Genomic DNA, 14,760 nt, shown 5'->3' with positions numbered 1-14,760 from the left:
CCTGATTGCTAATTTACTCAACCATCTTCCTATTCAACTTCTTCGCTGGAGTTCTTTTCCTTCTACTCCTGTTAACGATTTCTACCGTTTTAACTCCTCCTAATTGTAAAAAATCTACACCTGTCAGTCTCTCCCTTGTCCCCCTTGTCTCCCTTAATTTAATTAAGCCACTTGCAACGGTTTTGTAGGCAGCATTCGGGGTTCTGGCAGTGGGATATTATCTTCCATCAGCATTTCTACAAAAGCTTCAATTACTTCCTGACCATTTTTGGCAGCTTCCTCGTAAGTCCTACCATGAGTATGAAATTGTTGCCAGGGAAACTCAGGCAAGTGAACCAAGAAAAGTTGATCCTCTTGTGACCATTGAATCACCATGCTGTAGTGATAGATCATTCCTCATCTTCCTCGTTTGCAAGTTTTTCGAGTTCTTCCAACTTTTTCAGTACTCGTTGAATACCTCTTTCTAAATATAGTGGAGCATCATCACCATCTTTGCCAGGAATAGTCAGAGGTTCTTCCGGTAGCATTCGATGTTTCCAAAATGTATGACTGCCTTTGCCTCGTCCTGGCTGAAGGATATACCCAGCTTTTGCCACCATTGCTTTTAATTCTCTGATTTTTTTTTGGCATTGCCCCTTAGCTATCAACTTCTCGCGTATTATAATCATCGAGCAGAACAGTGCGATCGCTTGTGCGTTACTTCACTAACTAAACTAAGCGATCGCACTAAAGCATTCGTTGATAGCAAATAGTATTAAGTTGGGTTTTGCCTCGCCTCAACCAACCTACATAAATTCTCTAGACTTTACTATATAAAGTAATAGTTTAGGAATCTTAATAATGACCTTAACAACCCAGCAACTACCATCAGTCGATTTAGAAAAATTTATTTGGACTTGGCAGGGGCATAAAATTCAATATACCGTCATGGGTACAGGCAAGCCCTTAGTATTGGTGCATGGCTTTGGGGCTTCTATTGGACATTGGCGGAAAAATATCCCGGTGTTAGCCGAGGCTGGTTATCGGGTATATGCTGTAGATTTGTTGGGTTTTGGCGGTTCTGATAAACCACCATTAAATTACTGTGTAGAAATCTGGGTAGAATTACTCAAAGATTTTTGGACGGTGCATATTCAAGAACCTGCGGTATTTATCGGGAACTCCATTGGCGCACTGATTAGCTTGATAGTATTAACAGAACATCCTGAAATTAGTGCTGCTGGGGTGTTAATTAATTCAGCAGGTGGTTTGAGTCATCGTCCCCACGAATTAAACCCACCACTACGTATTGTGATGGCGACTTTTAATCGTGTGGTGCGATCGCCTCTTACTGGTAAATTTGTCTTTAACCGCATCCGCCAAAAATCTCAAATTCGCCGCACTTTATATCAGGTTTACCGCAACCGGGCTGCTGTTACTGATGAATTAGTTAATTTACTTTATACACCTTCTTGCGACCCAGGAGCGCAACAAGTATTTGCTTCCATCCTGACAGCGCCGCCAGGCCCTAGCCCAGAGGAACTTTTACCCAAAGTCGAACGTCCTTTATTAGTGATTTGGGGCGCTGATGACCCTTGGACACCCATTACAGGGGCGAAGATTTACGAAGAGGCGCGTGGGAATGGCAAAGATATCAAAATTATTCCCATTCCTAACGCCGGTCATTGTCCCCACGATGAAGTTCCAGATATTGTCAACACCCAAATGATCAATTGGTTGACACAAGTATAAAGTCTGAAGTGTGAAGTCTGAAGTGTTAACTTCTGTATTTACAGAGAGTTTCAAATTAGTGAAGTAGACTATCTAGGTTTTCTAGTCCGACATCAAGATGATTTTACTTCTGAATTCTGCTTTCTCTTTCAGACTTCATACTTCATTTACCGGGTGAGTACCTTTTATTTTGATTGCACCTTGACAGAATCAAACTCAGGTGGTACTTAATGGAGCTTGATGTGCGTAATAAAGGGACAATTCCCGTCAGTCACTATGCAGATTTTTCTGTGCAAGGCTATCAAGTGATTCGAGAACTAGGACGGAATCACGCAGATAAACGCATTACTTATCTTGCAACTGACTGTAAATCTCAACAACCAGTAGTCATCAAAGAGTTCAATCTTGCCCATGAAACTACTGATTGGGCAGGTTCAAAAGCTTACGAACGTGAAATTGCTATCCTGCAAAAACTCCAGCATCCCCGCATTCCCCGCTATATAAATTCTTTTGCAACCTCAAATAATTTTTATTTAGTCCAAGAGTATAAAAATGCTGTACCTTTGGGGACAAAAGATAACTTTTCTCCGATGGAAGTTAAGCAGATAGCCATCTCACTTTTAGAAATTTTGGTTTATTTGCAACAACAAATTGACCCAATTATTCATCGGGATATTAAACCAGAAAATGTTTTATTTGACGAACAACTAAATGCTTATTTAGTTGATTTTGGTTTGGCTCGCCAACAAAATGCCAAAATCGCTTTCACTACCTTATCTGCTGGTACTCCTGGTTTTATTCCTCCAGAAGAACAGTTTGGTTATGCTTTGACAACAGCTTCAGATTTATATAGTGTGGGGACAACATTGATTTGCTTACTCACCAATGCCCAAACAGCGAATATTGGTTATAGTGGTTTACAATTTCCCCAATTAAAAAATCAATTCCATCCTAGTTTTAGGTCTTGGTTATGGAGGATGGTACAACCTAACTGGAAAGACCGCTATCCTAATGCAGCATCAGCTTTAGCAGCACTTAAATCAATTCCTGTTACGGGTAAAGCTTCTTTCATTGAAATTTTACTAGCTGCCATGAAGTTGAAAAAACGCACAGCTATGTTAGCCTTAGCTGGGTTGGGAATGTTAGCAGTAGGACTAACAACGTTAGTTTTTTCGCAACCGGGTGGTGCAGCCCAGCAGTTAGAAGAAAGCCAATCTTTAATTGATATCAAGTAAACCTGGTGGCGGTAAAATTTCCACGCGCCGAGATGCAATATCTACGACTGGTGTGATTTCTTTGACAAAGGGAATTAAAACTTTTTTGTTAGCTTTTTCATGATTAAGTAATTCCACTTCGAGTAAATCATTACCCGCAGGGATGACATCTACCACTTTCCCTAACAATTCACCGGATGTTTGTAAGAAAACTTCCAAACCAATTAAATCCACAACATGATATTCATCTTCGCCTAATTCGGGGCGATCGCTTGCCGGCACAAATAACCTACAATCACGCAATTCCTCAGCTTGGTTACGATTGTCAACCCCAGCGATGCTAATCACATACAAGTTTTTTCCTTCCAAATACCGCCCGTCTAATAATTCTATTGGTTGCGGTTCTTTCTGGCCAGGACGCAATAACCAACGTGTTCCCGGTACTTCAAAGCGTTCGGGAAAATCCGTTTCTGGATAAACTCGTAATTCCCCAGCCAACCCTTGAGGCGCAACAATTTTTCCAATTGCCAACCAATCATCTAAATTGGGGAGTGGGGAGTTGGGAGTTGGGAGTTGGGATTTTTTTTCAGTTTTTTGATTCTTCTGTTTTTTGGTCATTGGTTAATAGTCAAAGGTCAATAGCACATAGCCCCGACGAATGGAATTCGCGGCTATAAAAACAAAGTCCGCCTGCGCGGACTAAAAAAATTAAGGTTTTAGAACCCGCGTAGGCGGGTTTCGTCCGTGTAGCCGCGACTTCAGTCGCCTGGCGCGAGAATATAGCAGTCAAAGTATAAAGCACGAAACCAGGCATAGTAAGACTTTTACCTCCTGCCTTCTGCCTCTTGCCTTCCTTACGCACTCACCACAGCACGCTGATAAACTTGCTCGGCGACTTTGGCGAGACGTTGCATCGCAGCTACAATCTCAGCATCGCTACCAGTCAAACTAATGCGTAAACATTGGTGTTTGTGTGACCATTCTTCTTGCAAACCGGGGAAGAAGGTACTACCAGGAACAACAATAACTCCGACTTTTTTGAGTTCTTGGTAAAATTCCCAATCAGTGATGGGTAAATCTTTTAACCATAACCATGCAAAGATTGCGCCTTCACCACGGTGGAGGAACCAAGGTAAATCTTTAGGCATAGCAGCATCTAGAGTAGTTTCCAGAACTGCAAATTTGTTTTGGTAAAAAGGTCGAATAACTTGTGTAGCAATTTCTCCTAGTTTACCGGAGTTGATCGCACGAGAGGCGATCGCTTGTCCATAACGAGAAGCATGAATACACAAGTTTGTCTGGAAGCATTCGAGAACTTGAATGAATTTTTCATCACCAATAGCGACACCAATACGTTCCCCTGGTAATCCTGCTTTCGACAAACTCATGCAGTGAATAATATTGTCCCCAAATATGGGCTGCATCTCTGTAAAGTTCAACGCCGGGAAAGGGGGCGCGTAAGCAGAATCAATCAACACAGGTACATTATAATTTGCCGCGAGGGCAGCAATTTTATTGACTTCATCGGCTGTGAGGACGTTACCAGTGGGGTTGCATGGACGGGAGAAGATAATACAACCAGTTTGTTCTGACACCGCCAATTGGCTAAAATCAGGGCGATACTTAAACTTGTGGTTAGCTGCGTCTATATCCAGCGTTGGTTTGTAAGCAATTAACGCCTCTGGTTGCAAACACACGCCGCCATAGCCTGTGTAGTCGGGGCTAAGTGGTAAAACAATTTGGCGCAGTTCACCGTTGCTGGCGGAACCACCAAAGGAATTTGCCGCGTAGAAATAAAGGCTTTGGCTACCGGGAGTAATTAAGATATTGCGAGAGGTTAAGTTTAAACCATAGCGTTTGTTGAAGTCATTAGCGATCGCTTCAATTAACGGCGCATAACCTTGACTTGCGCCATAGCGACAAACCACTTCCCCATATTCCGCACTCGCCAACAGTTCCGCCGTTGCATCGCGCCACAACTGTTCCACCTCTGGCAAAATCAACGGATTTCCCGCACTTAAATTAATTAACTCCTGCCCCTGACTCGCTTGCAACGTTTCTACAATGTCCTTCATAATCGCTCGTACACCAGTGAGGTTGGACATTTGAGCGCCAATTTTCGTTAGGGCAGGGTTCATAAGCTTTGTAGAATTAGAATTAACTGAGATGTTGACAAAATTATAAAATTCATGCGGTAGATAGATATCATCTTCCAAGTTTGCCGCCTGTAACTAATGTACCAATCTCACAAGAAAATGCAATTTTAGATAAAAAAGATTCTTCTCAGCATCAATCGAGATAAACCCATAAGATTTTATTAATACAACTGATATCTAGGAGGGCTAACTCGTGGAAGTTAAAGCCGCAGTAGCTTATGGCGCGGGAAAGCCGCTAACTATTGAAACTGTGCAATTATCAGGGCCACAAGCTGGAGAGGTTTTAGTAGAAATTAAAGCATCGGGAGTTTGTCATACCGATGCTTATACGCTGTCTGGTGCTGATCCTGAAGGTTTATTTCCGGCAATTTTAGGTCATGAAGGCGCTGGTGTAGTTGTAGAGGTGGGTGCTGGTGTTACCAGCGTCAAACCAGGAGATCATGTCATCCCACTCTACACCCCAGAATGTCGTCAATGTGAATATTGTCTCAGCCTCAAAACCAATCTCTGTCAAGCAATTCGCTCTACCCAAGGACGCGGTGTAATGCCCAACGGTACGAGTCGTTTTAGCATTGGTGGCGAAATGATTCACCATTATATGGGTACATCCACCTTTGCTAACTACACCGTACTACCAGAAATTGCTGTCGCTAAAATTCGAGAAGATGCACCCTTTGATAAGGTTTGTTACATTGGCTGTGGTGTCACCACAGGTATAGGTGCAGTGATTTATACCGCCAAGGTAGAACCAGGCGCAAAAGTTGTAGTCTTCGGTTTGGGTGGTATTGGCTTAAACGTCATCCAAGGTGCGCGGATGGTAGGAGCCGATATGATTGTGGGGGTAGATATTAATTCCAGCAAACGCGCCTTAGCCGAAAAGTTTGGAATGACGCACTTTGTCAACCCTAATGAAGTGGAAGGTGATTTAGTTAGTTACTTAGTTGATTTAACTAAAGGCGGCGCAGACTACACCTTTGAATGTATCGGTAATGTCAAAGTGATGCGTCAAGCATTAGAATGCTGCCATAAAGGTTGGGGTGTCAGTGTCATTATTGGCGTGGCTGGCGCAGGACAAGAAATCAGCACACGTCCGTTTCAATTAGTCACAGGTAGAGTCTGGAAAGGTTCAGCCTTTGGTGGTGCAAGAGGACGCACAGATGTACCGAAAATTGTTGATTGGTATATGGATGGCAAAATTAATATTGATGATTTAATTACCCATGTAATGCCAATTGAAGAAATTAATCATGCTTTAGAATTAATGCACAAAGGTGAATCTATTCGCAGTGTTGTAACGTTTTAGATTCAGTTAAGAGAATAGTAGGTTGGGTGTAGCGATCGCGTAACCCAACAAAGTATGCGTGAATGTTGGGTTCCGTTCCTCCACCCAACCTACACCTAATTAATTTAATTACTACCAAACTTGGGAGATGCAAATGATTACTACCAGTGAAGTGATAAGCAATCCTCAAGAAACACCACTTGCAGAAAAGCGTGTCACGCTGCATAACATTAGTTGGGATGCTTATGAGCAAATTCTTGATGCTTTGGGTGATAATCGTGCAGCCCGACTGACATATTATCAGGGAATGTTGGAGATTATGACACCTTTAGAAGAACATGAAAGTGGTAGTGAAAATATTGGTATATTGATTCATCTTTTGACTGAGGAACTGAACCTTAATATCAAAAGTATGGCTTCAACTACACTAAAAATACCAGGATTAAAAGTAGGTGCAGAACCGGATAAATGTTACTACATTCAAAATGAGCCTGCGGTGAGAGGTAAAATAGTCAATTTAGCAATAGATCCACCTCCAGATTTAATTTTAGAAGTAGATATCACCCATACAGATATCAATAAAAAACAAATGTATCAGGATATGAAAGTTCCTGAATTTTGGCGTTACAACGGGACAAAATTAACTATTTACCTTTTAGAACAAGGCGAATACAGAGAATCAGAAACTAGTAATACATTTGCGATATTAACTAAATCAATGGTTTATGATTTTTTAGCCCAATGCAAAACTCAAGGCGAAACTCAAACTAAACGCGCTTTTCGGAAAATGCTGCAAGCACAACTTCAGCAGTAGTTTAGCTATTGACAATGATTTAATGGCAGAGAAATAGAATCAAGTTTAATTATGCAAACACCACAAAATAAACACACAAATCTCTATGAAACTGATTTTTATGCTTGGAGTCAGCAACAAGCTGATTTACTACGTCATCAACAATGGCATCAACTTGACTTATCCAATTTAATCGAGGAAATTAAATCATTGGGGAGAAAGGAACGCCAAGAATTGCGAAATCGCCTCAGCATATTAATTGCACATTTATTAAAATGGGAATATCAATCGACAAAACGCAGCCGCAGTTGGTTAGCGACAATTCGCATTCAACGTTTAGATACTGCGGAAATACTCGCAGAAAATCCTAGCTTACAATCATATTTACTAGAGATTGTGGAGAAGGCTTATATAAAAGCGATTGCTTTAGCTGCTGGAGAAACTAACCTCCCCATAAAAACTTTCCCCCACAATTGCCCTTATTCTTTAGAAGAAATTTTAAGCGATCGCTTTTATCCTGGTGAACCTGCAAGCGATGATTTAATGGAATAATAGCGATCGCCACAAATTCGCTATACAAATCATGACGCATCTGCAAACTATCTCCGAATATAAATGCTTTGACGGTAAACTCGGCTTTTACTCTCATACTTCCGCAACTTGTCACAGTGAAATGCGCTTTGCTGTTTATCAGCCTCCCCAAGCCGCACAAAAACCAGTACCAGTCCTCTACTTCCTCTCTGGTTTGACTTGTACAGAAGAAAATTTTATGGTCAAAGCTGGGGCGCAAAGTTACGCCGCCGAGCATGGTTTAATGCTAGTAGCACCAGATACTAGCCCCCGCAATACAGGTATTCCTGGTGAAGATGATGCTTGGGATTTCGGCACAGGTGCAGGATTTTATATTGATGCTACCGCAGAACCTTGGCGATCGCACTATCAAATGTATAGTTACATTGTCAAAGAATTACCTGCGGTGATTGCAGCTAACTTCCCCATCCAAGCAGACAAACAAGGTATTTTTGGTCATTCTATGGGGGGACACGGGGCGTTAGTTTGTGCTATACGTAATCCCCAACAATATAAATCAGTATCTGCTTTTGCACCCATCGCTGCACCAATGAATTGTCCCTGGGGACAAAAGGCTTTTAATGGTTATTTAGGCAATCATCAAGATAGTTGGCGTGCTTATGATGCCAGTGAATTAATCAAACAATTAGGCTATCATAGTCTCATTTTAATTGACCAAGGCACGGCAGATAAATTTTTAACTGAACAACTAAAATCAGAAATATTTGAACAAGCCTGTGCTTCTGTAAATCAACCCCTCAACTTACGTTACCAACCTGGCTATGACCATAGTTACTATTTTATTGCTAGTTTTATTTCTGATCACATTCGCCATCATGCAATCGCGCTGAATTAAAACTTTAACACTGACCAATTTCTTGATAATATTGCTCAAGCTGATTGGGTAAGTAGTTTGTCATTTGTAAACTTTGCTGTTTCACTTGCCAACTGTGGTTAATATTGATGCGACTTAAAAAATCAATATCATGAGAAATGACTAATAAAGCGCCTTGATATTCATTGATGCCGATGACCATTTGTTCTACAGTTTCAATATCAAGATTATTAGTTGGCTCATCGAGAATTAGCAAGTCAATTTCGGATATGCTAATCATAGCGATCGCTAGTCTAGCCAACTCGCCACCACTTAACACAGATGCTGATTTATGCACATCATCATATTTAAATAAAAAGTGTCCTAGTTGTTGACGCAATAACTGATAACTCAAATTGGAATTAGCAGATTGCATATTTTCGAGAATTGTCTGCTGACGATTTACGAGTTGATAAGTTTGGTCGAGATAAACAGCTTTCATGACAGGTGTAATTAAAATCTCACCTGATTCTAATAACACTGTTTCCTTCTCCATTCCCAAAATAGCTTTAGCAAAAGTCGATTTACCTGAACCATTTGCCCCAATAATAGCAATACGTTCACCAGAAGAAATATGTAACTGAATATTTTGGATTAGTAGCCGATTAGCCACCCAAAGATTGGCACCTTGAATAGCAATTAAATTTCTGTGTTTATAGTTTGTTTCCTCTAAATTAATGCTGGTGACTTTGGTAGTTTTAATTTTTGTCTCTGCAACTTTTTGGGTTGCTTTAGTTACAGCCGCTTCATGTTTTGTTTTAGCTGTTCCTGCTGCGGCTTCGGCTTTAGTTTTAATTAATCCAGCCGCCATTCTATCAATACTACCATTCAGAAGCTTGGCTCGACCTTGACGTTGTGCTTGGGCGGCGCGTTGCTGTTCTTGCATTGCTGTAGCTTGGGTGCGTTTCAGTTCCTTTCTTGCTACTTCGTGCGATCGCATTGCCACTTCTAATTCTATTTGCTTTTGTCGTCGATAATGAGAAAAATTGCCTCCATATACTTTTAATTGATGGGGGGTAAGTTCCCAAGTCACATTAGTTACTTGATCTAAGAAAAAAGGTTTGTGGGAGACAATGACATAAGCACCAGCAAAATTTACCAGAAACTGTCTCAAGTTTTCTAATGTAGGTAAATCTATATGATTTGTTGGTTCATCTAGCAACAATAAGTTTGGCTGCTGTGCTAAACCAATTGCCAAAAATAATTTTGTCAATTCTCCACCGCTTAAATTAGCCATTGGTAAGGATAAATCAATGGTTGTGTTGAATTGGGTTTGCAAAATTTCCGCAATTTCCCACCATTCATCAGAAGTTGAAATTAAATAATTCAACACTGTATCTGCATTAATTGATTCTTGAATAGTGCTAATTTGAGGTAAATAGTAAACACTACCCTGCCGAAATACCGAACCGGATTTAGGCTGAATTTGTCCTGCAATTATCTTCAATAGCGTTGATTTACCAATACCATTGCGACCAACTAAAGCAATGCGATCGCCTATTGCAATACTAGCTTGAATCCCTGAAAATAATGGCTGCATATCACTGAGTTCACAACTTAAATTCTCAGCGATTAATATTGATTTTTTCTGCATTCTTACCAAACCTCAAATCATCAACTTTCACCCATCTATGCACGAAGATTCCGGGTGAATTGAACAGACAAAATATTCCGATGCAATCACATCTGCATGAAGAATCAACCACAGATAAATGTGGTTAAAATCAAAATATTGAAGATAAAAACAAAAATTCTAGCTCATTATTATTTGAAGTAACCCTGTCAAACTTGGCGTATTTATTCGGTTTTGAGAATTTTTGTCTGGTACTACTTCATTTCAGCTATCTCGATGATATGCGATGAGGTTTGATATAGACTACAGTGTAGCACAAAAGCATTACGGAAAGCGAAAAATATTCACAAAGATGTAGTATGTGTCACAAAAATTAAATCTCTTCTCCAACTGTGGACAAATTCACACCTTCATAAATATCACTCAAAGAAATAGCAAAATCTACTGTTTGGAGTGATAAAACTGCGTCTAGTGACTCATATTCTGTTAATACCCATTGATTATTAGCATTTTTAGCATAATGCTCAACTAAATATTCATATTGATTAACTATAATATATTCTTTGAAGTTGGAAATAGAACGGTAAAATCTAAATTTATCAGTTTTATCATGGCTCTGTGTCGACTTAGATAATACTTCTACAATAACTTGAGGATTTGTGACTGTAGTAGTACTATTGCCTTCATATATTGGTTCTCCTTCAATCACCATAGCATCAGGATAAGTATAGATGCGGTAACGAGATATCCACAATCTCACATCACCCATATAAATTTTGTAATTTTTACCCCGCATATTAAATTTGAAATTAGTGCAGAAATTTAAAGAAATTTCGTTATGGTTTGTAGTTCCACCTGCCATTGACACAATTTCCCCATCGTAGTATTCATGTTTAAATTCGGATGTCTCTTCTAGTTGGAGATATTCTTCGGGAGTGTAGTGTTTTTTTGGTGTTTGGATTTGCATAATTTCATCTATAAAATAACTGGTTATTTGGGATAATTTGTACTTAAAAACTGTTCTGCTTCTATTTTATTTGTAATTACTCTATCTAACGTAGCGGCAAGAATATCATCAAGAATTTGACGATATTGGGGGCCTGGCTTGTAGCCTAATTGCTTCAGGTCGTTACCATTTAGAATGGGTTGGATGTGAGTCAATACTGTTAAGTAATGCCAAATTTGTTTTCTGAGCGATCGCGGGCTTTGCAAGGCGATTAAAATCAGCATTGGCAAGTCATATTTTTTTAGTAACTGCACAATTTGACTAGAACGCTGCAACTGAGGTAATAATTCCCTAACTTCTGCTTGCGCTTGGGCTAAATTTTGCAGGCGGTGAATGCTATCGTCTTGTAATTGCAGATTTTTGGCGACTTTTTTCCAATATTTTGGTTTGAGGTGGGCAATTAAAGCTTCTAGGCGCATTTGCCAGTGGACAAGGGTAAGTTGAGGATCAAACCTGTGCAGACAGCGTTCTAATAACCGCAGTTGACGCAGAAGTTCCGCATCTAAGGTGAGGGTGGAATGAATGCACTGCAAAGCTTGTAAATTATCGAGTAATTCCAAAGCTGATTTCCAGTACGGTGCTTCCAAGATATGTTTCAATTCGGTTTTCAGCCGAGTTTGCAAAGCGGGAGTTCTGCTATTGTGTTGAGCAGTGCGATCGTAAACACCACTATTAATTGCATAACGAATATATTCTTCTGTTCGCGGTTCAAAATCAAATCCAAAGCGCACAGCAAAGCGCACACCGCGATAAATCCGCGTAGGATCTTCAATAAAACTATTGGCGTGTAAAACCCGAATTTGTTTGGCTTGTAAATCTAATAAACCACCAAAGAAATCGAGTAATTCACCCGCACGAGGAGAAGTTAGCCGCAATGCCAGTGCATTGATAGTAAAATCTCGGCGATATAAGTCTTGACGAATAGAACTCGCCTCAACTTCAGGGTTTGCGGCTGGGTAAGGATAAAATTCTGTTCTAGCGGTGGCAATATCCACCCACAACGAATCTAATTCTGCATCTTTGTGCCATAACAAAGCCGCAGTTTGAAACGCACCATGAATTTCTAACCGCGCGGCGGGATAAAGTTCTTGCAATGCTTTTGCTAATTCCACCCCAGCACCAACATCTGCTGATTTATGAAAGCCATCTACAACCAAATCAATATCTTTGATCATTAATTGGTCTGCTGTTTCGGCTAACAGCAAGTCCCGCACAGCACCACCAACTAGGTAAAGATGCCAACCGCGTTTTTCTGCTGCTTGGGATGCTTTGGTGAGTAATTGCCACAGTTGAGGCGCAAGACGTGATTGTAAGTTAGTGGTGAGTAGGGAGTGGGGAGTGGGGAGTGGGGAGTGAAGAGGATTGAAAGTTTGAAACTCCTCACTGTTTTGATGTAACTCCCGTAGGACATCGGTACGAGTAACGATACCAACTAATTGCCCATCTTCTAAGACTGGTAAACGCCCGATATCATAAGTCACCATCAGCGACTCGATTTGAGGCAGGGTGGTATCTGGGGTGATGGTTTTGAGATTGATAGTCATATAACCTTTGACTGGCGCATGACTAAAGCCGTGGTGAAAGGCAATATCTAAATCTCGCCGGGAAATAATGCCGACTAACTGTCCTTGGGCATCAACTACAGATAAACCAGAATGTCCATAACGTAATAAAATTCGCTGTGCTTCGGCAATAGTAGTTTCTGGGCGAATGGTGCGGACGGGGGATGACATCAAATCTCTGGCTGTGAGGGGATGGGGAATGGAGGCTTTTAAACCTTCTAAAAGTTCTTCTAAGGTTGCTTGTGTATCCACTCCCCGCAAGTTGAGTGATGCAGCTTGGGAATGTCCACCCCCGCCGAAAGGTTGAAATAACAAGTTAAGATTGACACCAGGAATTTGCGATCGCCCAATTACAGTTAATCTTGATTCATCTTCCCCTAATGGATATTCATTGACTAACAGTAAAGCATCAATTTCGCTTAATTCTACTATTTGGGATGCTAAACCTGATAACCCAGGAACAAAAGCCTCAGTTTTTAAAGTTACCCAAGCGATCGTATAACCCCGTAAGCAAAGATATTCCAACTCTTGTAAGGCTGTGGTTAATAACTGTTGCAACTGTGGTGATAAACCAGGATCACGATAAGTCGAAATCACAGGTAAACTTGCGCCTTGCTGCATTAACCAAGCCAAAGCTAAAGCATCCCTGGCTGTCGATAAATCATAAGTTAAGGAACCCGTATCAACATGGATACCCAAAGCCATCACCGTAGCTTGGGACGGGGTGAGGGAAATTTGCTGTTGTTGTAATTGCTCCACCATTAAAGTTGTGCAAGCACCCACCGGGGCAATATGCAATTGCGTCGCCGGAATATCGCCCTCTTGCCCTAAGTGATGGTCATACACTACAATTTCTTTCACGCTGGGTAAATCTAACCATTCAGCTGCTTTACCCAGGCGATCGCGCTTTTGTGTATCAACTACAGTAATCGAACGAATCGTTTGCGGATTCACTGAACGTCGTTCAATCAGCGGATACTCATCTCGATGTAACGCCAAAAAATCTCTCACAGGTGGATGTGCGCCGCCTGTTAACACAATCTTACTTCCCGGTAGCAAGCAAGTCAGCCCGACCGCCGCCCCTAAAGCATCAAAATCAGCCGTTGTATGGCAAAGAATTAAATCCATAGTCATTGATCATTAGTCATTAGTCTTTAGTACCTAAACAAAGGACAAATAACCAAAGTGTATCAATTTCTGCTAGGTTAACAAATAAGGAAAAACTGCCAGTGTCGCCCTTTAGGATATTCTATCTTTAGTATTACGCTGTCTTGGGAGAAGCAAAAATGACCATAATATTCCAGTTCGCTTTAGTAGCTCTCGTTTTGATGTCTTTTGTATTAGTTGTTGGCGTTCCTGTTGCCTATGCCACCCCTCAAAACTGGGTTGAATCTAAAAGATTATTATGGCTAGGTTCTGGAGTCTGGATTGCTTTAGTACTGTTGGTTGGTATATTAAACTTTTTTGTAGTCTAGACACTTGACAAAAGTTTCAGACAATAGCATAAAGCTGATAGTAAAAGAAAAAGGTAAATGGTTTTATTTACCTTTTTTCTCATTTTTGGCAGACATAGCAGATTTACCGAAGCGTGAAATACACTACGCCTTATGTTGAGATGGGGTAGCAAAAAGGAAAGGGAAACTACAAGATAAAAGTAACGAAATCAAAGCTTGAAGTCTACCGATGAATATGGTAGGCAGTTCAACCCTGTTGACCAAAATTTTTGTGCTACTCTCCCATATCCCTACGCTGTATACACAAGTCTTGAAATTACGTCTATAGCTTGGTTTTGTCGTCTAGCTCTAAGCTTTGCGATCAATTCATTAACCCGTCTACCGCGAGGAGAAACGATGTAGGCGGAGCCTCCCCATAGGGTAGCAATCGCAAAAACTAAATAATAGGGAGTGAAAATATTTTTTCCAAAAGAGGTTGACAGTGAGGGGAAGGTTAGATATATTGGATAAGTGCCTGAGAGAGGGGGCGCTGCAAAGCGAAGCTCGCTCGAAGGAAACCGAACCAT

General features: G+C 40.8%; 14 protein-coding genes. 7 read left to right on the top strand and 7 right to left on the bottom strand.

Translation table 11 applies throughout. The features are described from left to right. Nucleotides 1-162 precede the first annotated feature (162 nt). Both H6G74_RS30255 and H6G74_RS30250 read right to left on the bottom strand, forming a co-directional pair. Nucleotides 163-393, bottom strand: a complete 231-nt coding sequence (locus tag H6G74_RS30255; protein WP_190589937.1) for a type II toxin-antitoxin system HicB family antitoxin — start codon at nt 391-393, stop codon at nt 163-165. Beyond that, complete coding sequence (locus tag H6G74_RS30250) at nt 390-668, bottom strand: type II toxin-antitoxin system HicA family toxin (protein WP_190971207.1); 279 nt, start codon at nt 666-668, stop codon at nt 390-392. The genes H6G74_RS30255 and H6G74_RS30250 overlap by 4 nt, the downstream gene beginning before the upstream one ends. Nucleotides 669-840: 172 nt before the next feature. Between H6G74_RS30250 and H6G74_RS30245 the strand changes: the two genes are divergently transcribed. Both H6G74_RS30245 and H6G74_RS30240 read left to right on the top strand, forming a co-directional pair. Next, complete coding sequence (locus H6G74_RS30245; protein WP_190971206.1) at nt 841-1,731, top strand: alpha/beta fold hydrolase; 891 nt, start codon at nt 841-843, stop codon at nt 1,729-1,731. A gap of 209 nt (nt 1,732-1,940) precedes the next feature. Continuing rightward, nucleotides 1,941-2,945 (top strand): serine/threonine protein kinase, encoded by a 1,005-nt coding sequence (locus H6G74_RS30240; protein ID WP_190971205.1) that lies wholly within the window; start codon nt 1,941-1,943, stop codon nt 2,943-2,945. Here the strand turns inward: H6G74_RS30240 and rimM are convergent. After that, nucleotides 2,928-3,542, bottom strand: coding sequence for a ribosome maturation factor RimM (rimM, locus tag H6G74_RS30235; RefSeq protein WP_190971204.1), 615 nt, complete (start codon nt 3,540-3,542; stop codon nt 2,928-2,930). The two genes, H6G74_RS30240 and rimM, sit on opposite strands and share 18 nt — an antisense overlap. Nucleotides 3,543-3,778: 236 nt before the next feature. Next, nucleotides 3,779-5,062, bottom strand: coding sequence for a valine--pyruvate transaminase (locus H6G74_RS30230; protein WP_190971203.1), 1,284 nt, complete (start codon nt 5,060-5,062; stop codon nt 3,779-3,781). Nucleotides 5,063-5,273: 211 nt separating this feature from the next. Here H6G74_RS30230 and H6G74_RS30225 point away from each other — a divergent pair, with 211 nt between their 5' ends. The 4 genes from H6G74_RS30225 (at nt 5,274) to fghA (ending at nt 8,581) form a co-directional block, all read left to right on the top strand. Further along, nucleotides 5,274-6,383 (top strand): S-(hydroxymethyl)glutathione dehydrogenase/class III alcohol dehydrogenase, encoded by a 1,110-nt coding sequence (locus H6G74_RS30225; RefSeq protein WP_190971202.1) that lies wholly within the window; start codon nt 5,274-5,276, stop codon nt 6,381-6,383. Between the two features lie 133 nt (nt 6,384-6,516). Continuing rightward, nucleotides 6,517-7,176: a Uma2 family endonuclease gene (locus H6G74_RS30220; RefSeq protein WP_190971201.1), complete on the top strand. Its 660-nt coding sequence runs from the start codon at nt 6,517-6,519 to the stop codon at nt 7,174-7,176. 51 nt (nt 7,177-7,227) lie between these two features. Beyond that, the gene (locus H6G74_RS30215; RefSeq protein ID WP_190971200.1) at nt 7,228-7,707 is read left to right on the top strand and encodes a DUF29 domain-containing protein; all 480 of its coding nucleotides are present in this window, start codon (nt 7,228-7,230) and stop codon (nt 7,705-7,707) included. 31 nt (nt 7,708-7,738) lie between these two features. Further along, nucleotides 7,739-8,581, top strand: coding sequence for an S-formylglutathione hydrolase (fghA, locus tag H6G74_RS30210; RefSeq protein ID WP_190971199.1), 843 nt, complete (start codon nt 7,739-7,741; stop codon nt 8,579-8,581). A 4-nt stretch (nt 8,582-8,585) separates the two neighbouring features. Here the strand turns inward: fghA and abc-f are convergent, their stop codons facing one another. The 3 genes from abc-f to H6G74_RS30195 all read right to left on the bottom strand — a co-directional run bounded on the left by abc-f (nt 8,586) and on the right by H6G74_RS30195 (nt 13,868). Further along, nucleotides 8,586-10,193, bottom strand: a complete 1,608-nt coding sequence (gene abc-f, locus H6G74_RS30205) for a ribosomal protection-like ABC-F family protein (protein WP_190971198.1) — start codon at nt 10,191-10,193, stop codon at nt 8,586-8,588. A gap of 352 nt (nt 10,194-10,545) precedes the next feature. Further along, on the bottom strand, nt 10,546-11,139 hold the full coding sequence (locus tag H6G74_RS30200) for a Uma2 family endonuclease (RefSeq protein WP_190971197.1): 594 nt from the start codon (nt 11,137-11,139) through the stop codon (nt 10,546-10,548). Between the two features lie 23 nt (nt 11,140-11,162). Beyond that, the gene (locus tag H6G74_RS30195) at nt 11,163-13,868 is read right to left on the bottom strand and encodes a CBS domain-containing protein (protein ID WP_190971208.1); all 2,706 of its coding nucleotides are present in this window, start codon (nt 13,866-13,868) and stop codon (nt 11,163-11,165) included. Nucleotides 13,869-14,026: 158 nt separating this feature from the next. On the opposite strand from H6G74_RS30195, the gene psbZ reads away from it, so the two are divergent. Beyond that, the gene (gene psbZ / locus H6G74_RS30190; RefSeq protein ID WP_062287525.1) at nt 14,027-14,215 is read left to right on the top strand and encodes a photosystem II reaction center protein PsbZ; all 189 of its coding nucleotides are present in this window, start codon (nt 14,027-14,029) and stop codon (nt 14,213-14,215) included. Nucleotides 14,216-14,760 lie beyond the last annotated feature (545 nt).

Source organism: Nostoc spongiaeforme FACHB-130, assembly GCF_014698475.1.
GTDB classification, from domain to species: domain Bacteria; phylum Cyanobacteriota; class Cyanobacteriia; order Cyanobacteriales; family Nostocaceae; genus Nostoc_B; species Nostoc_B spongiaeforme.
This window is presented reverse-complemented; position numbering and strand designations above follow the sequence as displayed.